At 53.0% G+C, this 21322-nt stretch carries 19 protein-coding genes; 14 read left to right on the forward strand and 5 right to left on the reverse strand.

The window, feature by feature from the left end; translation table 11 throughout:
* The 8 genes from ABE504_RS00965 (at position 1) to ABE504_RS01000 (ending at position 9613) form a co-directional block, all read left to right on the forward strand.
* Positions 1 to 315: a cytochrome C oxidase subunit IV family protein gene (locus ABE504_RS00965; protein WP_430083204.1), complete on the forward strand. Its 315-nt coding sequence runs from the start codon at positions 1 to 3 to the stop codon at positions 313 to 315.
* A 104-nt stretch (positions 316 to 419) separates the two neighbouring features.
* Positions 420 to 1271, forward strand: coding sequence for a cytochrome c oxidase assembly protein (locus tag ABE504_RS00970; RefSeq protein ID WP_430083207.1), 852 nt, complete (start codon positions 420 to 422; stop codon positions 1269 to 1271).
* Between the two features lie 18 nt (positions 1272 to 1289).
* On the forward strand, positions 1290 to 1745 hold the full coding sequence (locus ABE504_RS00975) for a DUF420 domain-containing protein (RefSeq protein ID WP_126139837.1): 456 nt from the start codon (positions 1290 to 1292) through the stop codon (positions 1743 to 1745).
* A 208-nt stretch (positions 1746 to 1953) separates the two neighbouring features.
* The gene (locus tag ABE504_RS00980) at positions 1954 to 3567 is read left to right on the forward strand and encodes an extracellular solute-binding protein (protein ID WP_430083210.1); all 1614 of its coding nucleotides are present in this window, start codon (positions 1954 to 1956) and stop codon (positions 3565 to 3567) included.
* Between the two features lie 62 nt (positions 3568 to 3629).
* A complete protein-coding gene (locus ABE504_RS00985; protein WP_430083214.1) occupies positions 3630 to 4586 on the forward strand; it encodes an ABC transporter permease in 957 nt (318 codons plus the stop codon).
* A gap of 10 nt (positions 4587 to 4596) precedes the next feature.
* Entirely contained in the window at positions 4597 to 5478 is an 882-nt protein-coding gene (locus tag ABE504_RS00990; RefSeq protein ID WP_430083217.1) for a carbohydrate ABC transporter permease, read from the forward strand.
* A 147-nt stretch (positions 5479 to 5625) separates the two neighbouring features.
* Entirely contained in the window at positions 5626 to 7983 is a 2358-nt protein-coding gene (locus ABE504_RS00995; protein ID WP_430083220.1) for a helix-turn-helix domain-containing protein, read from the forward strand.
* 19 nt (positions 7984 to 8002) lie between these two features.
* Positions 8003 to 9613 (forward strand): extracellular solute-binding protein, encoded by a 1611-nt coding sequence (locus ABE504_RS01000; RefSeq protein WP_430083223.1) that lies wholly within the window; start codon positions 8003 to 8005, stop codon positions 9611 to 9613.
* Between the two features lie 88 nt (positions 9614 to 9701).
* On the opposite strand, the gene ABE504_RS01005 is transcribed toward ABE504_RS01000, so the two are convergent.
* Both ABE504_RS01005 and ABE504_RS01010 read right to left on the reverse strand, forming a co-directional pair.
* The gene (locus tag ABE504_RS01005; RefSeq protein ID WP_430083226.1) at positions 9702 to 10370 is read right to left on the reverse strand and encodes a response regulator; all 669 of its coding nucleotides are present in this window, start codon (positions 10368 to 10370) and stop codon (positions 9702 to 9704) included.
* Positions 10330 to 11532 carry a sensor histidine kinase gene (locus ABE504_RS01010; RefSeq protein ID WP_430083229.1) on the reverse strand — a complete coding sequence of 401 codons (1203 nt, stop codon included), beginning with the start codon at positions 11530 to 11532 and terminating at the stop codon, positions 10330 to 10332. Before ABE504_RS01010 ends, ABE504_RS01005 begins: the two co-directional genes overlap by 41 nt.
* A gap of 211 nt (positions 11533 to 11743) precedes the next feature.
* Between ABE504_RS01010 and ABE504_RS01015 the strand changes: the two genes are divergently transcribed.
* Complete coding sequence (locus ABE504_RS01015) at positions 11744 to 12352, forward strand: VC0807 family protein (protein ID WP_430083232.1); 609 nt, start codon at positions 11744 to 11746, stop codon at positions 12350 to 12352.
* Positions 12353 to 12799: 447 nt separating this feature from the next.
* On the opposite strand, the gene ABE504_RS01020 is transcribed toward ABE504_RS01015, so the two are convergent.
* The 3 genes from ABE504_RS01020 to ABE504_RS01030 all read right to left on the reverse strand — a co-directional run bounded on the left by ABE504_RS01020 (position 12800) and on the right by ABE504_RS01030 (position 15372).
* Positions 12800 to 14002, reverse strand: coding sequence for an MFS transporter (locus tag ABE504_RS01020; RefSeq protein ID WP_430083235.1), 1203 nt, complete (start codon positions 14000 to 14002; stop codon positions 12800 to 12802).
* 119 nt (positions 14003 to 14121) lie between these two features.
* Positions 14122 to 14355 carry a hypothetical protein gene (locus ABE504_RS01025; protein WP_430083238.1) on the reverse strand — a complete coding sequence of 78 codons (234 nt, stop codon included), beginning with the start codon at positions 14353 to 14355 and terminating at the stop codon, positions 14122 to 14124.
* Between the two features lie 120 nt (positions 14356 to 14475).
* Positions 14476 to 15372: an AraC family transcriptional regulator gene (locus ABE504_RS01030; RefSeq protein WP_430083241.1), complete on the reverse strand. Its 897-nt coding sequence runs from the start codon at positions 15370 to 15372 to the stop codon at positions 14476 to 14478.
* A 143-nt stretch (positions 15373 to 15515) separates the two neighbouring features.
* Here ABE504_RS01030 and ABE504_RS01035 point away from each other — a divergent pair, with 143 nt between their 5' ends.
* The 5 genes from ABE504_RS01035 (at position 15516) to ABE504_RS01055 (ending at position 21275) form a co-directional block, all read left to right on the forward strand.
* Positions 15516 to 16910, forward strand: a complete 1395-nt coding sequence (locus tag ABE504_RS01035) for an MATE family efflux transporter (RefSeq protein ID WP_430083244.1) — start codon at positions 15516 to 15518, stop codon at positions 16908 to 16910.
* Between the two features lie 186 nt (positions 16911 to 17096).
* Positions 17097 to 17435, forward strand: coding sequence for a c-type cytochrome (locus tag ABE504_RS01040; protein WP_430083247.1), 339 nt, complete (start codon positions 17097 to 17099; stop codon positions 17433 to 17435).
* A 97-nt stretch (positions 17436 to 17532) separates the two neighbouring features.
* On the forward strand, positions 17533 to 19548 hold the full coding sequence (locus ABE504_RS01045) for an LTA synthase family protein (RefSeq protein WP_430083250.1): 2016 nt from the start codon (positions 17533 to 17535) through the stop codon (positions 19546 to 19548).
* 159 nt (positions 19549 to 19707) lie between these two features.
* On the forward strand, positions 19708 to 20487 hold the full coding sequence (locus ABE504_RS01050; RefSeq protein WP_430083253.1) for an ABC transporter permease: 780 nt from the start codon (positions 19708 to 19710) through the stop codon (positions 20485 to 20487).
* On the forward strand, positions 20484 to 21275 hold the full coding sequence (locus ABE504_RS01055) for an ABC transporter permease (protein ID WP_430083256.1): 792 nt from the start codon (positions 20484 to 20486) through the stop codon (positions 21273 to 21275). The genes ABE504_RS01050 and ABE504_RS01055 overlap by 4 nt, the downstream gene beginning before the upstream one ends.
* Positions 21276 to 21322 lie beyond the last annotated feature (47 nt).

The following is a 21322-nucleotide window of genomic DNA, read 5'->3' on the forward strand; positions in this document are numbered from 1 at the left end:
ATGAGCAACTCTCATGATACATCCGCACCTAGCAAACGCGTCAAGCATGAATCGCCTGCAAATCACTACTTGTCTTACATTATCTCGATCTTGCTGACGATGTTGGCATTCGCTGTCGTCCTTTACGGAGATCTGGATCGTTCGTTTATCTTGATTTTCATTGTTTCCCTGGCCATCGTGCAAGCAATCATCCAGTTGTTCTTTTGGATGCATGCCAAAGAGAGAGGGCACTTATTCCCTCTCATCTTTATCGGGGGCGGAGCGATTGTTGCTCTTACTGGGGTTATTACGGCAGTATATTGGGTATGGTGGTAGTAAGCGGGAAGAGGCAACTTTGTCTAGGCAAAGTGCCTCCTCTTTTTTTAATCGGAAATGTATCGGTTTTCACTCGGATTGATTGAAAGGAGTAGCGTGCAGGTATGAGTCAGATTGGTGATTTTTTTGATTTGTGGAGTCCTGTTGTACTGTTGGTCGTCGTGGTAATCGGCTATCTGTATGGTCGATTTGTCGTAAAAGGAAATGGGAGTTCCACAGATCGTGAGCCAATTTCGCTTGCGCAGCAGTGCTCCTTTTACGCGGGGCTTGTTCTGTTCTACATTGGGCAAGGAAGTCCGATTAATTATATCGGACATCACTATCTGTTTAGTATGCACATGCTCCAACAGACATTGTTATATCTCGTTGTGCCGATTCTGATCTGGGTGGGCACGCCGGGTTGGCTGCTTCTAGCTTGCATGCGGAATAAGGCGTTCCGCGGCATCTTTTCCTTTTTCACGCGTCCGCTAATCGCTTTGTTTATGTTTAACATGTTGTTCTCGATCTACCATATGCCGTTTATTATGGATTACTTGATGAAGAATGATGTGTGGCTGCTTGCCTATCATGCTGTGCTCTTATTCTCAGCTTTCATGATGTGGTTCCCGGTTTTCTGTCCGGCTCCAGAACTGGCGCGTTTGAGCGATCTTATGAAAATGGCGTACATTTTTGGCAATGGCGTCTTGCTTACACCGGCTTGCGCACTCATCATTTTCGCAGATACGATTATTTATGATATGTACGACAATGTGACGGTTCCGTTTGCCCACTTGTCTCCGCTGGATGATCAGCAGCTCGGCGGTGTCATTATGAAAATTTTGCAGGAGATCATCTACGGATCGACACTCGCTTTCATTTTCTTCCGTTGGTATCGCAGAGAGCGCCGGGATGAGGACGATTTGAACCCCGTTGAAGCACCGGACAATCCTCAAGGCGGGAACTTGAATCGCGCTTAAGCAGAAAGGAATAGTCGCATGCACATTTTACCAACAATTTCGACCATGTTTATTGTGATTTCGGCCATTTTTGTTGGATTTGGTTGGTATCACATTGTGAAAGGAAACCGGGAAACGCATCAAAAGCTGATGGTGTTCGGTGCGATCTTCGCGCTGGCCTTTTTCCTCATCTATATGTCCCGCACGCTGTTTGAAGGCAATACGTCCTTCGGCGGTCCGGAAAGTCTGAAGCTGCCGTATCACCTGTTCTTGTTCTTCCATATCGCGCTGGCGACGCTCGGCGGTGTGTTGGGGCTCATCACGTTGTGGTATGCGTACAAGAATAAGTTCTTTCAACATAAGCGCATCGGCCGCGTGGCCGCGATTGTCTGGCTCTTAACTGCACCAACTGGCGTAATCGTCTACATCCTGCTGTATGTGATGTACCCGGGCGGTACGACGAAGCCGGTCATCGATGCGATTTTCGGCCTGTAAATAACGTTAACCAAGCACCGAATCATGTGAAATTCACGTGGTTCGGTGCTTTTTTTGTGTTTTTCAACATGGCATTTCCGAAATGTGCAATTTTCCGTTCGGAATTCGGCATGCATTTCGCCTTTTTGCCCATAGGTATCTGCCGCTCCGTCCGCTAGGCTAGAGGAAGAGATGCATCTCACCTAAATTTATAGCGGAGGGTCAACGAATGAAGAAATTGTTAGCTTCTACCATGATTGTCATGATGATCGGAACAACGGTTGCTTGTTCCACGAAGACAGAGACGACTGCGCCGAAAGAATCGACAGCGCCAGCTGCCGCCGCAACGACGACGTATCCAATCCAAACCGATAAGACGCTTACTTATTGGGGAGAGTTGACTGGCAATATTACGGGTGTGAAAACAACGCACGCAGACGTCCCTTTCTTTCAAGAATGGCAAAAAGTTACCGGTGTGCCGCTTAAATTCATAGCGCCGCCTTCGGGTCAGGCGAAAGAAGGACTTAACGTGATGTTGGCCTCCGGTGATCTGCCGGATATGATCGAATATAACTTTCTTACGTTCCCAGGGGGACCTGAGAAAGCCATTAAGGATGGCTACATCCTGAAATTGAATGATGTGATCGATAAGTATGCGCCTAACCTTAAGAAATATTTGAAGGAACATCCTGAAGTCGACAAAATGATTAAAACGGATAGCGGAAGCTACTATGCGTTTCCTTTCATTCGGGGAGATGAATATCTCCAAGTCTTCCAAGGTCCAATTATGCGTAAGGACTGGTTAGACGAACTGGGGCTCCCAGTGCCTGAAACCATGGATGATTGGACAACTACCCTCAGAGCGTTCAAAGAGAAGAAAGGCGCGGCCGCTCCTCTGACTTTTAACAGTAAACCGAATTTCTTCAATGATTCTTACAATGGAGCGTTTCTTGGCGCATTCGGAGTGAACCGCAACTTCTATCTAGACAATGGAGAAATTAAATTTGGTCCAGCCGAGAACGGATATAAGGAGTACTTGGCACAGTTCCAGCAATGGTACAAAGAAGGCTTGCTGGATAAAAATATTGCAACTGCCGATTCGAAAGCGGTAGATAGCAGCATCGCTTCCGGCGGTACGGGAGCAAGTATCGGCAACGCCGGAGGCGGTTTAGGGAAATGGCAGCCGCTTGTTCAAGCCAAAGACCCGAAAGCCGTATTGGTAGGCGTCCCTTACCCTGTGCTCAAGAAAGGCGACACACCGCAATTCGGACAGAAGAGCTCGGCTTATGACACCGGCGGCATGGTTGCGATTACAGCGAATAGCAAGAACGCTGAGCTCGCCGCCAAACTGCTGGATTACGGATATAGCGAAGAAGGCCACATGTTCTTCAATTTTGGTAAAGAAGGCGTCAGCTACAACATGGAGAACGGCTATCCGAAATATACGGATTTGTTAATGAAGAATCCGGATAAATTGGCCCCGGCGCAAGCCATGTCGCTGTATACCCGCGGCAGCTATAACGGACCGTTTGTGCAAGATAAGCGATATGTGGAACAATTCTACACCATGCAGTCGCAGCGTGACGCGGTGAACGTTTGGAAGAAAACCGATGCAGATAAACATAATCTGCCGCAGATTACACCTACGCCGGAAGAAAGCTCGGAATATGCCAAAATCATGAGTGACATTAATACATTGGTTGATGAAATGACCTTGAAAATGGTATTAGGATCTGAATCCATTGATCAGTACCCGAAATACTTGGAAAAAATGAAGTCCTTGAAGCTGGATCGCGCCATTGAAATTCAAAAAGCAGCGTTGGATCGCTACAACAAACGTTAATAAAGGGACAGGGCGGAGAGAGGTGACTCTCTCCGTCAACTCAGAATGAGGTGAGGGAGAAGATGGAGAGTACTCAACCGCTACTAAGTAAGTCGCAAGTAAAGAAAAAAACGCGCAGCAATCGATTTGTGCATGATTTTATCATGAATAAGTATTTGTATTTGATGATGGTTCCTGTCATTCTCTATTACATCGTTTTTCATTACGCCCCCATGTATGGTGCGTTAATTGCTTTCAAAGATTACTCCCCCATGAAAGGAATCATGGGCAGCGATTGGGTTGGCCTCAAGCATTTTAAAGATTTTTTCGGCAGTTTTTACTTTTGGCGTATTTTAAAGAATACGCTTGTCATCAGTCTGTACTCACTGGTTTTTGAATTTCCAGCGCCAATTATTTTGGCCTTGTTAATAAATGAAGTGCGAAGCAAAGCGTTTAAGCGTGTCGCTCAGACGATTACGTACATGCCTTACTTTATTTCGCTCGTTGTAATTTGTGGAATTATCACCGATTTTACAAATGCCGATGGTGTTATTAATAAGCTCATGATGCTATTTGGATATGATGGCCAAGCGATGCTGCAGAAGCAGGAATTATTCCGGCCTATTTATATTTTATCTGAAATTTGGCAGCGGATCGGTTGGGAATCCATCATCTATATTGCTGCATTAATGGGGATCGACCAGGAGCAATATGAAGCTGCGCATATGGATGGAGCGAGCAGATGGAAGCAGATCGTTAACATCACCTTGCCGGGCATTATGCCGACCATTACGATCATGCTTATTTTGCGAATGGGCAATTTGTTGAACGTGGGCTTCGAGAAAATTATTCTTCTGTACAATCCGGTCACCTATGAAACGGCAGATGTCATCTCGTCATTCGTCTATCGCAAAGGGTTACTTGAATTCGGCTGGAGCTATAGCTCGGCAGTAGGCTTATTCAACTCGGTCATCAATCTTATTTTGCTGGTTACAGCCAATTATATTAGCCGCAAAGTCAATGAAAGCAGCTTATGGTGAGGTGGAGCGAATGAAAAGAGGCACAAGTATTTTTGAAAGATCTTTCGATGTCGGCATTTATCTGATACTCACATTTCTAGTTATTGTCACGTTATATCCGTTGCTCTATGTGATCCTGGCTTCCTTCAGCGACGCAGGTCAGCTCATCACGCATAAAGGATTTCTGTATAAGACACTAGGTTTCAGCGTGGAGGCCTATAAGGGCGTATTTAAAAACCCAGGTATACTGATTGGATACCGAAATACGCTGTTTATCGTTGTGGCTGGGATCATCGTGAACATCTTCATGACTGCGTTAGGGGCTTACGTGCTTTCGCGGAAAAATGTCCTTTGGAATAAAGGCTTTATGCTGATTATTGTGTTCACGATGTTCTTTCATGGCGGACTCATTCCTTTATACTTGACGGTGAAAAATGTAGGCCTGCTTGATTCGTTATGGGCGACGATTATCCCGTTTGCGATCAGTACCTTCAATCTCATCATCATGCGCACCGCCTTCATGTCTGTACCCGATAGCTTGGAGGAATCCGCTAAAATTGATGGTGCGAATCACTTTACAATCTTGTTCAAAATTATTATTCCGCTTTCCATGCCAGTCATTGCCGTTATGATTCTGTACTATGCAGTGGATAAGTGGAATGCATGGTTCTACGCATCGGTATTTATTAAAAGCAGAGATCTCTTTCCGTTACAACTTGTACTCCGTGAAATATTAATCGCCAACTCAACGGACGGCATGTCAGCTGGGGCGGATGCGGCAGATCGTTACCAGATTGGTGAAACGATTAAATATGCGACGATTGTTGTCGCAACGGGACCTGTGCTTTGCATCTATCCGTTTGTTCAACGTTATTTTGTCAAAGGGGTTATGGTGGGTTCCTTAAAAGGGTAAAATCTGCGGTATACCGACTCTGTTTGCGCTTTTATCAATCCCATTTGTCATATTGGACATTCCTCCCCCTGCAAACCGAGGTATAATAAGGAGCAGTGAAGTCAATCCTTTCATTGAAATTTCAACGTGCAGCGGGAGGAGATCCAGGTGAAGCTCGGGTTTCTTTGGCGAAAAAGAAAAAGCATTATGTTCACATGGCTCATCTCTTACAGCGCGGTGTTGTTCGTGCCGATGATGATGAGCATCATCATTTATATGCAATCCAGCCATGCTTTAAAAAGTGAAATTCATCGTGCCAACGATTCGCTGCTGAAGCAGGTGCGCTACACGATTGATACGCAGTTCGATTTGATGAAGCGGTTAAATATGGAAGTGACGTGGAATACGAAACTGCAAAGCTTGATGTACTCGAACGTGCGGTCGAGCGACGATCAGTTTTTAGCTTTTCAGCTGGTGAAAGACTTTCGGACCTACCAGACCTCTTATGCGACCATTGACGAGTTTTATGTCACGTGGGATCAAGAGGGAGCTATTCTCCGTCCGGGGAATGTGCGGGATATGAAGACGGCGTTTGAGACGATCCATAATACCGGCACGATCCGGTACGAGCAGTGGATGGATAAAATTCATCATGCTGCGAGCAATCAGTTTATTTTGCTGCCGCGTATGGAGGCGGGGCCCTCGGCCACTTCGCTTGCGTATATTACGCATCTGCCCAACGATCTGAATGGCAAACAGACCGGGACGGTCGTCGTGATGGCGGATCTGGAGCGTTTTCAGAAAGCGATTGAGAGCATTTCCGGGTTCAGCGGCGGGCAAGTTGTGATTTTAAATAAGGACAATCAAGTTCTGCTCTCCAACATGCAGGCGGAGGTCAATCCGCATCTGAGTCTGGATCAACTGCAAAATCCCGATCAGGTGGTGTACCAACCGGCGCAGAACGGAGATTCGGAGCTTTTCTATATTCAATCGGCGGTGTCGGATTTGAAGTATGCGCTTCTCATTCCGAGCAGCCTTTATTGGGAAAAAGCGGAGTATGTTCGCAAATTTACGTATATTAGCATTATTATCTCGCTGCTGGGCGCTGTGGTGTTGACGTGGTTTTTCATGCGTCGGAACTATTCGCCGATTCAGCGGCTGGTACAGCTTTTTGCCGATAAAAAAGATGAGGCTAGAACGGACGGCAACGAGCTGACGTTCATTCAGAGCATGATTTCGCATACGCGAAATGAGAAGGACCAGATCGAGATGCAGCTGCAATCCCATCATCAGGTGCTGCGCTCGAACATGCTGAACCGGCTGCTTAAGGGCCGCATCGATTCGCTCGTGTCGTACGAGGAAGCGTTCCAGACGTTCCATATCGAGCTCCGCTCGAACTATTTTGCGGTGATCCTGTTCGCCGTTGAGAATTCCGATAGTCTTGCTTCGAATTTGCCTGGGATGCATATGGGCGAGCGCCGGAAGCTGCTGCATTTTATTATTACGAATGTGGTGGAAGAGCTGGTCGGTCATCGTCAGCATGCGGGGTATATGGCGGAAATCGACGATATGATGGCGTGTATCGTGAACTTTGGCGAGTCGGAGACAGCCGAGCAGAAGGCGGATCTGGCGTGGATTGCATCGGAGGCGCAGCGGTTTCTGACCCGGTTCCAGATGGATCTGACGATCTCGATTTCCGGTGTGCACCACGGGCTCACGAGCGTGGCCGAAGCTTACGGCGAAGCGCTTGATGCGATGGAATATAAGATGGTGCGGGGCAAAAGAGAGATCATCACGTACGACGAAGTTCATATCGATGAGACGGACAAGCTGCCGCTCGGCTATTACTATCCGCTCCAGGCGGAGCAGCAGATCATCAACCTGATCAAGGCGGGGGATCTGGCGCAGGCATCGGCGAGCATGAACGAGATCATGAATCGCAACTTCGACAAGCCGCTTGTTTCGCTGACGCTGGCGCGCTGCCTGATTTTTAACCTCGTCGGCACGATGGTCAAGGCGATCAACGAGCTGGAGGATGGCGCGAATCAGCCGCTCCTCGGAGACAATCCGCTGTGGATGGAGTCCATCCTTGCCTGCGATACGATCCAAGAGATGCGGCAGGAGCTGCAGCTGCTGCTGGGCGAGGTGTGCACGTTCGCCGCGGCGAAGCTCGAATCGAACCTGACCAAAGAGCGCGCACATGCGCTCAAGGAGCTTGCCGAGAAGGTGATGCGCTACGTTTCGGAGCATTATCAGGATGCGAATTTGAATGTGAATACGATTGGGGAGTTTTTTGCGCTGCGGGGGAGCTATGTGTCCAAGCTGTTCAAGGATCAGACCGGTGAAGGGCTGCTCGATTATATTACGAAGTATCGCATTGAACAGGCGAAGAAAATGATCGGGCAGAAGCAGGATTCAATCGCCGATATTGCCAAGCAGGTCGGGTATAATGAGGCGGCGACGTTCATTCGCGTTTTTAAGAAATATGAGGGGATCACCCCAGGCAAATATAAGGAAACGCACTGAGACGGGAGGTGGATGTACGATGGGGAAAAGATGGCTGCGCAGGGCTGGGCTGCTGGTTCACGTGCTTGCGCTTGTCTTGAGCGGCTGCTCGAAGGGGCCGGCAGCGGATGCGGGAAGCGGGACGCCAAAGTCCTCGACGGATGGACAAGGGCAAGCCGCGGTCACAATGACCTATTGGTCGGAATTGAACGGCAACGCCGCGAGCGTGAAGGCGAAGATTCAGGATATTCCGTTTTTTCAGGAGTGGCAGAAGCGGACCGGGGTTCAGCTTTCCTTTATTCAGCCGCCGGCGAATCAGGCGAAAGAAGCGATGAACGTGCTCCTTGCCTCGGGTGAGCTGCCGGATATGATGGAGTTTGAGTGGGACAGCATTCCGGGCGGGCCGGAGAAGGCGATTAAGGACGGTTATATTTTGCGGCTGAACGATCTGATCGACAAGTATGCGCCGAACCTCAAAGCGTATCTGAACGCGCATCCCAACGTCGACAAGCAGATCCGCACGGGGGACGGCAGCTACTATGTGTTTCCTTTTATCCGCGGGGACGATCTTCTGCGCACGTATCAGGGGCCGATTATCCGCCAGGATTGGCTCGATGAGCTGGGGCTGCCGATGCCGACGACGATTGACGATTGGCACACGGTGCTGAAGGCGTTCAAGGACAAGAAGGGCGCAGCGGCTCCGCTGACGTTCCTCGGCGTGCCGAATCCACTGTTCGGGCTCGAGGGGGGCGCTTTTGTCGGGGCGTACGGAGTGAAGAAAGGGTTTTACGTAGAGAAGGGCCAAGTGAAATTTGGTCCGATCGAGGCGGGCTACCGCGATTTTCTCGCGACGTTCCGCCGGTGGTATGAAGAAGGGTTGATCGATAAAAATATCGCCTCCGTCGATGCGCGCACAATGGATGCGAATATGATCTCCGGGCGCAGCGGCGCGACGATCTGGAACGCGGGAGCGGGTATCGGCAAATGGCAGCCGATCGTCGAAGAGAACAACAAAGCGGTGAAGTTTGCGGGGACGACGTACCCTGTGCTTCACCAAGGTGAGCGGCCGAAGTTTGGCCAGCGCAGTTACGAATACGTTGGGACGGGCGGCGTCGCGATCTCCAGCCATAGCAAGCATGCGGTCGATGCGGTGAAAATGCTGGACTACGGCTACAGCGAGGAAGGCCACATGCTATTCAACTTTGGCATCGAAGGCCAAAGCTACACGATGAAGGACGGCTATCCGACGTATACGGATTATATTTTGCACAATCCGGACAAGCTGGCACCGGCGCAGGCGCTGGGGATGTATACGCGGTCGAGCTATTTTGGACCGTTCGTGCAGGACGTGCGGTATATGGAGCAGTATTACACGCTGCCGCAACAGCGGGATGCCGTGCGCTTATGGGCGGATACGGATACCGATGCGTACATGATCCCGCTGGTCCCGCGGACGGAAGTGGAGAATGCGGAGTTTTCCTCGATTATGCTCGATATTACGACGCTGGTGGACGAGATGTCGCTTAAAATCATCTTAGGCGTAGAGCCGCTCGAGGCATTCGACAGCTACGTCAGCAAAATCAAAGCGGCGAAAATCGACCGCGCGATTGAGATTCAGAAAAATGCTTTGCTTCGCTCGGAGAAGCTGTGAGCTGAAATTTGGAATGGCCATTAGCAAATTGATGTCACGAATTTCTGCTGGTAACATCATGTAGCCGCTGCTTGAGAGCGGCTTTTTTTCATTGGGCCAGCCCGTTGCGCAGGGCGTACACGACTGCTTGCGTCCGGTCCTCGGCGCCGAGCTTCTGCAAAATATGATGGACATGCGTCTTGACCGTCCCTTCGCTGATGAACAGCTTCGCGGCGATTTGGTCGTTGCGCAGCCCATAGGCCATTTCCTGGAGAATGTCTTTCTCCCGGGGAGTCAAGGGCTCGACCAGCTCGGCTTGCGGTGCCGGAGCTGCGGCGGCGGACGAGGTCGCCAGCTTGGTCAGCACGTGCGCCGCCAGGCCGGTGCGGAACACCGCTTCGCCGCGGTAGACGGCGCGGACGGTCTCGAGCATGTCCTCCGTGTCGGCATCCTTGAGGAGGTAGCCGACCGCGCCTGCGCGGATGCCCTCGTAGATATAAGCTTCGTCATTAAATGTCGTGAGAATGACGATTTTCGTCTGCGGCCGTTGAGCCAGGATGGCCTGTGTCGCCTGAATACCCGTCATGCGCGGCATCTGGACGTCCATGAGGATGACGTCGGGCTTGGTGGAAAGGGCAAGCTTCACGGCCTCCTCGCCGTCGGCGGCTTCGCCGACCAGCGTCATATCGGGCTGCACGCCGATGACGTAGCCGAATCCTTGGCGGATGAGGGTCTGGTCATCGACGAGCATGACTTGGATTGTCGTTGATGGATTCATCGTCGGGAATCTCCTCCTTGTGGAAAGGGATGTGAGCCGTCACTTCAAAACCGACCGGCTCCAGCACGCGGCACTTGAGCGTGCCGCCTTGTTCTTCGAGCCGCCTGCGCATCATGTGCAGGCCGAAGCCTTCGGCGAAGCTGCGCCGCGCTTCGGAAGCGCCGTTATCTTGAATTTGGAGCAGCCAGTGGTCGGAGTGCTGTTCTAGGTGGACTTGCACCTCCGACGCTTCAGCATGCCGGACGGTATTCGTCAGCGCCTCCTGTACCACGCTGAAAATGAGGCGAGATGTGACGGCATCCAGCTCATCCTCGCGGATAGGCGCATGGAGCTCGGTGTGGATCGAGGCAACCGCACCCGTGCGGGCGAGCAGCGCCTGGACCGGGAGCAGCCCGGATTCCGATTGGTCGTCTGCGAGCCCGTGAACGGATGTGCGGATGTCCGTCAGGCCTTGCCTGGCGACGGCGAGCATGCTGTCCAGCGTCTCGGCCGCCTTGGCAGGGTCGCGGCTGAGCATGTAGCGCATCGCCTGCATCTGCACGATGAGGGAGGTCAGGCTGTGCCCAACTGCATCGTGGATGTCCCGGGCAATGCGGGTGCGCTCTTCCAGGACAGCGTAGTGCATGTCCTTGACTGAAGCTTCTTGCAGCTGTGCGTAGGCCGCTTGCAGATCGATGAGATGCTGCCGGTTGCGGGCGTTCGTCTCGTTGCGCTGCATCCGGCTGCGGATGCTGAGGTAGAGCGCGGCGGCGAGCAGCACGAATGACAGCGCGCTGAATAGGTCGGCGCGGCCAAATCGGATGTACAGCGCGCCCGTCACGAACAGCGTCAAAATGACAGGCGCGGCGGAGCGGGCCATCTGAACTTGCAGCAGCGTCGAGATCAGCACGATCGCGCCGATATAAATGAAGCTGGTATCGCGGAGCCAGAAGTAGCCGACGGCGCTTTCGATCAGCAGCAGCGCGATGGCTGCGGTGAGTCGGGGAAGCGTCCGCCATGTTTTGGGCAGAAAGAGTACCGTCGTAAAAGAAATCCAGATGAGGATATGAAGCGAGAGTTGCAAGGCATCTCCGAGGAATAATCGTTTGCCTCCCAGGAGAAACAACAGGATCGCGGCGACAATGAGCAGCCTCCCTGCGAAAGGGAAGGATTTTAAGGACATAGGGATCAACTCCGATAGAAGGCTGTGGGATGCGCATTTGTACAACATTGTAGGGCTTTAGCCGGTCAAAAGCTAGTCAAACACACATTCTCTATCGCTGGATAGAGAGCGCCGTGACGCGGAATCCATCCGGGGATTGGCGCTGAGCTGCGGGAGGCTGCGCTATGATAGGAGTGTCAGAAACACACCATAGCGAAAAGGGAGTGACCGCATGTCTCAACATGCTCAGCATAAGTTCAATTCCACGCAGCTCATCAAAAAAATCGTACCCAGCCTCGCCGTCAACTGGCTCGCGCCGCTGCTCATCTACAACTGGCTGTGCGATGCCGTTGCGTCAGACACCGCCGCGCTGGCCATCAGCGCCTGCGTGCCGGTCGTATGGGTCATCGCTACGATGCTCAAGACCCGCCGCGTCGACTGGATCGGCGTCATGGGCATTGCCGGGCTTGGCGTCGCCCTAGCCTTGTCGATGCTGACCGGCGGCGGCTCCTTGCCGCTCAAGCTGTATCATCCCCTGATCACGGGGACGATCGGTCTCGCCTTCGCCGGCTCCGCCTTGGCGAAAAAGCCGCTGCTCCTGACCGTGCTCCGAGCCGCCAAAATGGGCAACACTGCTCGCTTCGCGGATCGCGCTGTGCATCGCAAACTCACCGCCTTCTCGCTGCTGCTCGGGCTCGGCTTGATGCTGGATGCCGCACTGCACGTCGTGCTGGCTTTTACGCTGACAACAGGCGCTTTCCTGGTGGTATCGCGCTGCGTCACGGTGGGGCTGCTGTTGTTGCTCTTGGTGGTACGGTGGAGTTTGCAGAGGAACAAATAAGCTAGTAGGGGGCGTTCCGCGGCAGCGGAACGGCCTTTTTTGACTATGGAGGAAACGCGGGAGGAGGCTAAGTCAGGGGGATCTGATGTAAACGTATGCAACCCCTCTTATTTTGCTCGTCTGGCCACAAATTCGGAAAATAGAGGTGGTAAACCCCTCTTAACCACGCTCAAACGTGCCAATTCCGGGCTGACCGGCATATGTAAGCGTATCAACCCCTCTTATTTCGTGCAAAACGCCGCCAAAGTCCGAAATAGAAGTGGTAAACCCCTCTTAATACTACAGAAGCGTGTCAATTCCTCGCAGCATCGGCCATCCGCCATCTTCACCAACACGAGTTAGAAAACGGCTTTGCCCGCTGACAAGAGGCAATGGAAAAGCATTGGTAGCACGCGCACGTAAAAAGCCCACAAGTTCCCCTGAGAACCGGTGGGCTTCCCTCCCGCATTAACCTGCCTCCGCCGTCCGCCGATTCACATCCAGGCTGCGGCTCATATACACAAACCCCGCGCACACGAGCAGGACGCTCATCGTGACATAGAACACGGAGCGGAAGCCAAACTCCGCGGCCACATGGCTGCCGATCAGCGGGCCGAGCAGGTTGCCGAGGAACAGCGACGACGTGTTGAAGCCGTACGCCGTGCCCTGGATCTCGCTAGGCGCGAGCTTCATGACGAGTGCGTTCAGCGACGGAATCATGCCGCCGATGAACAGGCCGAGCATGAAGCGGCCGAACAGCAGCAGGCCGACGCCGGGCGCCAGCGCCTGCGGCAGAAAAGCGAGCGCCGCCATCGTCAGCGCGATGACGAGCGTCTTCCGCTGACCGATGCGGTCGCCAAGCCGCCCGAGCGTCGGGGCGCCGAACAGGTTGGCGATGCCTGTCAGCGCCACGATCAGCCCGGCAATCAGCGCCAGGTGCTGGCCAGCATACAGTGTCTTCGCGTAGACGGTCACGATCGGCTCGATGCTCATCATGCCGATCTGGGTGATCAGCGAAGCCGCGAACACGGGCAGCAGCGGGCGGAAAAGCCGCCATGGCGTCCGCTGCCGCGTTTTTTTCGCCTTCGGGGGCTTGCGTTCCTCGCGGATGAACACCATCACGATGACGCTCGCGCACAGCATTAAGGCGCCCGTAAAGAAGAACACATGGCTGTAGCCGAGAAAGCTGGCCAGCAAGCCGCCGATCAGCGGCCCGATCAAGGTGCCGGCGATGGCGCCGGTCTGCAGCGTGCCGAGCGATTTGCCGGAATGCTCGGGCGGCGTCAACGACGCCTGTAAGGATACGGCCATCGAGATGAAGCCGGAGAAGAAGCCGTTGAGCAAGCGCAGCCCCAAGAGCTGCCAGGGCTCGGTGACCAGCCCCATCAGCGCGGTGCAGATCGCCATGCCGAAGCCGGCGCGCAGCAGCATGACTTTGCGGCCGCGGCGATCGGCAATGGCGCCCCAGAGGGGCTGCGTAAGAAAGGACGTGATGAACTGGGCGGCCACAATCCAGCCTGTCCAGCGCACAACGTCCTCGACACGGTGTACCCCGAGCTCGCCGATGTACAGCGGCAGAAAGGGCAGCACCAGGTTCATCCCGCACGTAATGGAGAAGTTCGCACCCCATAGAATCCACAGTGATTTTTTCCAATGTAAGGGGGTTGCCATGAGAGGATCTCCTTTTCCGTCAGTAAGTTCAGTATCATCAGTATCCTCAAGTATAGCATAAAAAAAACGATCCCCAACGGATAGGCCGCTGAGGATTGTCGAGTAAAATGGTTGTTCTGCTAATTATTTGACGCAATAGCGCCGAAGAAAGCTACGAAGAAGAGAATATAAAGCACGATCCCGATGGCGGCCCAAATGAGCGATGCTTTGGCGTAATTCGATTTGGTCGGATTCTCACTCTTGCTGAACGCCCAAACGAATAGAAGCACAATGTTGACAATTGGAATCGCCAGCAGAAAAATCGTGAGCATCCACGACTTCACACTAATGACCGGCGCTTGTTGTTCTTCCATAGGGTACTTCATCTCCCTTCCTTAGTCACATCCCTTTAACTGTATGCCGTGCCGGGTGGAATATGACTGGATATGGAAGGGATTCCCACTATTTCAGCGATAGCTGCCACGCCGAAAAGGTTAGCGGAATCGCTTATCTTTGGAAAATTGCTGCCGATAACTCCGCGGGGACATTCCCTCCAGCTTCGTAAAGCTGGCCGTAAAATAAGCGGCCTGCTCAAACCCTACCTCCTGCGCGATATGGGCGACGGGGAGATTCGTTTGCATAAGCAGCAGCTTCGCTTGCTCGATGCGAATGTGCAGCAGGTAAGCGACCGGGGAGCAGCCGTATTCTTTTTGCATGCAGCGGGCGATATAGACAGGATGAAAATTCAGCTCATCGCCGATCTGCTTGGCGGAGAAGGCTTCGCGGTAATGCTGCCGCAGGTAGGAGGCGGCTTTCTCAGCGCATGTGCGGGCAGCCGACGGCGTCTCGGAGTCCGAAGAGAGGGCGAGCTGCCGAAGCACCTCCTGAAAGACAAGCTGCTCAGACATTCGCACGGAGCTGACATGCGCATGAGGCTGAAGCTGGGCAAGCTGCTCCAACAAGTCGTACATTTTCTCCGGATGCAGCAAAGTTGTATATTGCGGGATCCGCAGAGAGAACGGGGCCACAACAAAAGCCTCGATCTCTCTTTCGCTAACCGGCGGTTCTTCGAGCAGCAGCGGTTCCATCCGGGGATCGTCATGCGCCCAAGAGCCGCTGGCGTGAAAATGCAGCCAATACGTCCACGTAAGCTCCTCACAAGGCTGTGTCGAATAATGATACCGATCAGGCCGCAAAATAATCGCTTGCCCCGGCCGTACTTCGTAGCGGGCATCCTCCTCTCCGATGTACAAGCAACCCGCTGTCGTAATGAGCAGATCGAACACTTGAATGTTGCTTCGGCTCGGGTGATGCCCGCCTTGCGGAATATAACTAAGCCCGCTTGTGATGTAATGAGGGATAGGCGGGACGGTAAAAGTCAGATATGCCATGAAGCCACCTTCTTGCACAAGAATAATGAGGTTGGAATTACATAAGTTTGCGTTGCGATGCTGATACATGAACCTTATTAAACCGTCTATAATGTTGAACTATTGATAGTTTTAATTTTACAACAAAAGAGACGGTGGCGGAGATGGAATCACAAAAAAACAGGTATTCCTTATGGGTGCTGGCTTGGCCCATTTTTATCGAACTGCTGTTGCAGCTCCTTCTAGGCGCTGCGGATACGCTGATGGTCAGCCGCGTGTCGGATGATGCAGTCGCCGTGGTCGGGCTTGCGAATCAGATTTTCCAGGCGGTGATGATTCTGTTCATGACGGTGGCGAGCGGTGCCGGCATTTTGATTGCCCAGAGGCTGGGTGCCGGGAAGCACGAAGATGCGCGCTCCGTCGGCATCATGGCCATTACCATCAGCGGCGCGATCGGCCTTGTGCTCAGCATCGTGCTGTACGTCTGGGCGGTCCCGCTGGCGAGGGTGTTCCAACTCGAAGAGCGGTTGATTCCTCTGGCCCGGACGTACATCTCCATCGTCGGCAGCGGCATGGTGCTTACGGCCTTAACCGCATCGCTAAGCACGGTGATCCGCAATACAGGCAACACCAAAGCGCCGATGGTGACGGCAATCGGAATGAACGCTATCCACGTGTTTATGAACTACGGGTTTATTTACGGTGCGTTTGGATTCCCGCAGCTAGGCCTTGAAGGGGTTGCAGTTTCCACGCTGATCTCCAGGCTGTTGGCGACTTGCGTCCTGTTTTACCTGTTTCTCTCCGTCTTCGAACGGCGCATCGCTTGGCGCGATCTCGGTGCGTTTGACCGCAAGCTTTTTCGCGAAATTCTTAAAATCGGCTGGCCGCTCGGCGTCAATATGTCGTCCTGGGTGCTGTCACAGCTCGCTATTTACGCGTTCCTCGCGATGATGGGGGCGGCAGCCTTGGCGGCTCGCACGTATATGAATACGCTTGAATCGATTTGCTTCATGCTCGGATACTCCATCGCGCTCGCTGCGCAAATCCAGATCGCTCACCTGTATGGGGCGGGCCGCATGGATCAAGCTTATCGCAGCGGCTATCGCGGAACATGGATCGGCCTTGCCCTGGTAGGCTGCAACAGCTTGATTTTGCTCGGGATCGGGCGCAGTTTTCTCGGCTTTTTCACAACGGATGCGGATATCGTGCAGCTCGCTTTATCCTGCCTAGTGCTGACCGCCGTGCTGCAGCCCGGCCGCATGATCAACATGGGCTTCGGCAATGCCCTGAATGCGATCGGGGATACCCGGTTCAACATGGTGATCTCGATTATTTTTATGTGGGGAGCCGCTGCGGGGCTGTCGTACTTCCTTGGCCTGCGGCTCGGTTGGGGACTGACCGGCGTCTACATCGCCATGATGTGCGACGAATATGCGAGAGGCTTGCTGGTCGCGCTGCGCTGGCGCTACCAGAGAAGGAAGCGTCTGAGACTGGAAGCGCACCTGGGCACAGTGGACGCAAGCGTACCGCTCCTCCCTTCGGAGGGCCGCAGCGCATAGGATTTTCCAACCTTCTGCTTCAATATTAAGCCGTTTCGCGTTGCATAATAGTCAGGACGACCGCAGCATGACGAAGCGGCAGCCGACATCGATGCAGCGTGCCGCGGCTTTTCTGGTCTTGTAAAAGTTTTCTCCTCTCCTCGGCTCTGGTATGATGAGGAAAAACGGGATGAGGGAGTTTCGCGCATGAACATAAGCAAGTTGATTGTTGTTGGCATCGTTGCCCTGAGTTTATCTGCCTGCGGAAATAACCATAATGATACTGTAGCGCCATCGTCGTCCGCGGCGGTTAAGGCGGATTCCGCAAATGTTGCAACCCTGTATCAGAATTACTGCATGTCCTGCCACGGCACACAGCTGCAAGGCGGACAAGGTCCGAACCTGCAAAAAGTCGGAGAACGTCTCGACGAAGCGGCCATTATCAAGCAAATTCAAAAGGGCGGAGGCGGCATGCCCCCGTTTCAAGTTGCCATGAAGGACGAGGAGTTGAAAGCACTCGCATCCTGGCTTGCACAGCTTAAATAGTGACAAAGATTGGAAGGGTTAAGCTGCCATTTAGGCTGCCTACACAATTTCTTCACATTTGTCATGTACACTAGGGGCAATAGGAGAGTGATGGAAGGTGCAGCACTTGAATGGACAGTCCCAGCAACGTGTGAAAAAGAAAAAAGCTTCACCCAATCGTCTGGGAGCAACACTTACATTAATTTTATTTATGGTTGGCTTGCCTGTTCTGTCCGTCATCGGCATGGAATTTCTGGAAAGAGGCTCCATGTCCCAAACGATGTCGTGGCTTACGGCAAATCAACCGTTATTTGTTTTAAACGTCATTCTAACGTTTTGCCTGTTGGCGCTTGTGTACGCCCTTGTCGGATCGCTGGCTATTTCCGGTGCGATTACGACAGCAGTGCTGGGATTGATGGCCTTGATTTCGTATATGAAAGTCAAAATGATTGGCGAACCGTTCTTCCCTTGGGATATCCTGCTCAATAAGGAAGGCATGGACATCTCTTCGCTTGTAACGGGCAAAGCCGCCCTGATCCGGATTATCGCCGTTATCGTGATCGTGCTGGCCGTGTTGGCGCTGCGCTGGATCATTCCGCGCGTGACGATTCCGGTCGTCGCCCGGGCTGCGTTGGGGCTGATCTCGCTGTATGCGCTGTACGCTTTCGGCGTCAAGACACCGCTCGCAAGCAAAATGATTAACCATGCAGGCGTGAGCGAAATCGTCTGGGATCAGCAGCAAAACTATGCGAACAACGGGCTTGCCCTGGCGTTCACGCTGAACGTCAAGAACTCGATCGTGCAGAAGCCCGATACGTATAACGAGACGGCGATTGCCTCCGCGGCGGCGGGGATTGGGCAGGCGGAAGTCAGCGGCGCGACGAGCGCAGGGCTGAAAAAAGCCGTCAGCTTGCCGGCGGGCAAGAAACCGAACATTATTTTTATCATGAGTGAAGCGTTCTGGGATCCGACGCTGCTGACGAACGTCAAATTTAGCGAAGATCCGGTTCCGACCATTCATCGATTGCAGAAGGAATCGGCGGCAGGCTACCTGCTTTCGCCGCAATTCGGGGGCGGAACAGCCAACGTGGAGTTTGAGGTGCTGACCGGGAATTCCATGAGCTTCCTGCCAGGCGGATCCATCCCGTATCAACAGTACGTTTCCAAGCCGCTGCCGAGTTTGGCCAGTTATTTTGCCGGCATGGGGTATAAGAGCATGGGCATTCACTCCTACGAAGGCTGGTTCTGGGATCGGAACACGGTGTATAAGCAGCTTGGCTTCGAAACGTTCAAGAGCAGCGAGTACTTCACGAATCCGGAGATCAAAGGGTACTTTATCTCGGATGCGGAAGTAGCCCGCAATATCACGGCCGAGACGGATAAAACCGAAAATCCGATGTTCATTTACACGGTGACCATGCAAAATCACGGACCGTACGATGAGCCTCGTTACGGCGAGAATAAATATAAAGCGGAAGGTAACCTTTCCGCACAAGCCAAAAGCATTCTGGAGACGTACACGCAAGGCGCGCACGACGCCGATCAAAGCCTACAAATGCTGATCGACCATTATTCGGAGTCCGATGAGCCGACGATGCTCATCTTCTATGGCGATCATCTGCCGATGCTGGGCATGGACTATCAGGTGTACAAAGAAGCAGGCTTTATCTCTACAAGCAACGCCAATGAATGGTCACTGGAAGAGAACAAGAAAATGCACAGTACTCCGCTTGTGATGTGGTCCAATTTTACGATGCCGAAAGAAGGTCTCGGCACGATCAGCGCCTCGTTCCTAGGCGCACATGTGCTGGATATGCTGCAGCTGCAGAAACCGGCGAACTTTACACTGGACAGCGAAGTAGCGAAACAGACACCGGGGTTGCTCGGCAACCTTGTTATCGACAGCAACGGCGAGCTGCATGCTAAAGAGCCTGAAACGATACAGCCGCTGCTAACTGATTACCGCAACGTCCAATATGATCTGATGTTCGGCAAACAGTTCCTGGCGAATTATATCGACCACGAATATTTGACGAAAAGCTCTCAGCCGAATTATAACACCGAACTCACCGCGGCCGCTGATGGCGAGCATGCGGAAGCGGAAGGCGCAGGTAGACCTGCGGCAAGTCAATAGAAGAAGCTCCGCTCCCTGACAGGGGGGCGGAGCTTTGTTAGTTTCGCCCCCAAAATAATCCTTGCCACTCCCAGGGGAATTTTGGTATTATATTCTTCCGTCTCTACGCGGCGGCTGCACGACAACTGGCTGATAATCGATTCAATCAGGAGGTGTACCATGCTTTTCGCGGTATTAGCGCGCAAGGCTTATGCAAGAAATCTGCAATACCGAGGCTCTCATTTGCTTCATAATCTTGTCAGTATGGTATTCGGCTACATCTACGCCAGCATCTGGTCGGGGCTGGGCAGCGATGCCTCGCTCGGCGAGTACGGCGCGCAAGGCATGATCGCCTACATCGCTTGCAATCAAGCGATTCTGTGGGTCACACAGTTCGGCACCAACGGTCTCGGACTCGAGCAGGCGGTGCGAACGGGGCAAATCGCGGTCGATCTCATGCGGCCGGTGCATCTGTTCTATCAGGCGATGAGCCGGGAATGGGGGCAGCTTGCCTATCAATTTCTATGGAAAAGCGTTCCGATCTACGTCCTCTACATCTTCATCTTCCACTTACAGCTTCCAAAACAGCTCAGCATGTACGCCTGGGCGGCTATTGCGCTTCTCTGCGCAGCTTATATTTCCATCTGCATGAATTACTTAATCGGCGCCATGGCGCTGTGGACAACCGAATCCCGCTGGCTGTACTGGGTCAATTATGCGTTCAGCATGCTGTTATCGGGCTTTTTTATTCCGGTCGAGTGGCTGCCGGCATGGCTCCGAACGATCAGTCACTACACGCCGTATCCGTTTCTGCTGTACTATCCGACGCGCATCTACCTTGGTATGGAGCACGACAGGACGGTTATACTCGGCTCACTCCTGTGGGGCGCGATATTCACCGCAGCGTGTCTCGGACTGACGCGGTTGGTGCGCCATAAACTGGAGGTGCAGGGCGGATGATGTCGATTAAGCTCTATCTGCTCCTGATTAGGGCGAGCATGCGCAGCCGCATGCAGTATAAAATGAATTTCCTGTTTAGCATGGCAATGGCGTCCTGCGTGCATGTGTCGGAGTTTCTCATGGTGGCGCTCGTCATGATGAAATTCGGCTCAATCAAAGGCTGGTCGCTTTACGAAGTGTGCTACTTGTACGGTATTATGATGCTCTCGCGTGCGATTTATCGGACGTTGGCTTCGGATGTGCATCACTTGGAAAAATATTTGGTCTCCGGCGATCTCGACGCCCTGATTATCCGACCCATCCCGGTCTTGCTGGCGCTCATGACGCAAAATGCCAAAATCCTGTTCGCCGAGCTCGGCCAAGGCACCATTCTCCTGGTCATCGCCATGCGAGCGCTGATGGGGCAAGGGCAGATCGGCTGGGAAGCCATACCCCTCACCGTGCTGGTCATTCTGTCGGGCGCGGCCATTCTATTCGCGATTGGACTCGCAACTTCGGCCCTCGGCTTCTGGCTGACGCGCATCGAATCGCTCCAGAACATGACCGAAGACGCTTCCCAAACTGCGGCTAGATATCCGCTTTCGCTGTATCCAAAGTGGCTGCAGACAGCTTTTCTCGCGGTGGTCCCGGTCGGTTTCGTAAATTACATCCCGTCCTTATTCATTCTGAGGCATGACGGCGGCCTGCTGTTCCTCCTCGGCACTGTCCTGGTTGCAGCGCTGGCCCTCTACCTTGCCATGCAGCTATGGAAGCTGGGACTGTCACGTTATCAAAGCACAGGCAGTTAGATCTCGCTAGACGTTGCTGCATCGCATAGACAACCAATAACAAGGAG

This window comes from Paenibacillus oryzisoli (assembly GCF_050467285.1).
GTDB classification, from domain to species: domain Bacteria; phylum Bacillota; class Bacilli; order Paenibacillales; family NBRC-103111; genus Paenibacillus_E; species Paenibacillus_E oryzisoli_A.

What these genes read in the sequence shown, in the direction of transcription:
- ABE504_RS00965 (WP_430083204.1), top strand. Translation starts at nt 1, where the DNA reads ATGAGCAACTCTCATGATACATCCGCACCTAGCAAACGCGTCAAGCAT.
- ABE504_RS00970 (WP_430083207.1), top strand. Translation starts at nt 420, where the DNA reads ATGAGTCAGATTGGTGATTTTTTTGATTTGTGGAGTCCTGTTGTACTG.
- ABE504_RS00975 (WP_126139837.1), top strand. Translation starts at nt 1,290, where the DNA reads ATGCACATTTTACCAACAATTTCGACCATGTTTATTGTGATTTCGGCC.
- ABE504_RS00980 (WP_430083210.1), top strand. Translation starts at nt 1,954, where the DNA reads ATGAAGAAATTGTTAGCTTCTACCATGATTGTCATGATGATCGGAACA.
- ABE504_RS00985 (WP_430083214.1), top strand. Translation starts at nt 3,630, where the DNA reads ATGGAGAGTACTCAACCGCTACTAAGTAAGTCGCAAGTAAAGAAAAAA.
- ABE504_RS00990 (WP_430083217.1), top strand. Translation starts at nt 4,597, where the DNA reads ATGAAAAGAGGCACAAGTATTTTTGAAAGATCTTTCGATGTCGGCATT.
- ABE504_RS01000 (WP_430083223.1), top strand. Translation starts at nt 8,003, where the DNA reads ATGGGGAAAAGATGGCTGCGCAGGGCTGGGCTGCTGGTTCACGTGCTT.
- ABE504_RS01005 (WP_430083226.1), bottom strand. Translation starts at nt 10,370, where the DNA reads ATGAATCCATCAACGACAATCCAAGTCATGCTCGTCGATGACCAGACC.
- ABE504_RS01010 (WP_430083229.1), bottom strand. Translation starts at nt 11,532, where the DNA reads ATGTCCTTAAAATCCTTCCCTTTCGCAGGGAGGCTGCTCATTGTCGCC.
- ABE504_RS01015 (WP_430083232.1), top strand. Translation starts at nt 11,744, where the DNA reads ATGTCTCAACATGCTCAGCATAAGTTCAATTCCACGCAGCTCATCAAA.
- ABE504_RS01020 (WP_430083235.1), bottom strand. Translation starts at nt 14,002, where the DNA reads ATGGCAACCCCCTTACATTGGAAAAAATCACTGTGGATTCTATGGGGT.
- ABE504_RS01025 (WP_430083238.1), bottom strand. Translation starts at nt 14,355, where the DNA reads ATGGAAGAACAACAAGCGCCGGTCATTAGTGTGAAGTCGTGGATGCTC.
- ABE504_RS01030 (WP_430083241.1), bottom strand. Translation starts at nt 15,372, where the DNA reads ATGGCATATCTGACTTTTACCGTCCCGCCTATCCCTCATTACATCACA.
- ABE504_RS01035 (WP_430083244.1), top strand. Translation starts at nt 15,516, where the DNA reads ATGGAATCACAAAAAAACAGGTATTCCTTATGGGTGCTGGCTTGGCCC.
- ABE504_RS01040 (WP_430083247.1), top strand. Translation starts at nt 17,097, where the DNA reads ATGAACATAAGCAAGTTGATTGTTGTTGGCATCGTTGCCCTGAGTTTA.
- ABE504_RS01050 (WP_430083253.1), top strand. Translation starts at nt 19,708, where the DNA reads ATGCTTTTCGCGGTATTAGCGCGCAAGGCTTATGCAAGAAATCTGCAA.
- ABE504_RS01055 (WP_430083256.1), top strand. Translation starts at nt 20,484, where the DNA reads ATGATGTCGATTAAGCTCTATCTGCTCCTGATTAGGGCGAGCATGCGC.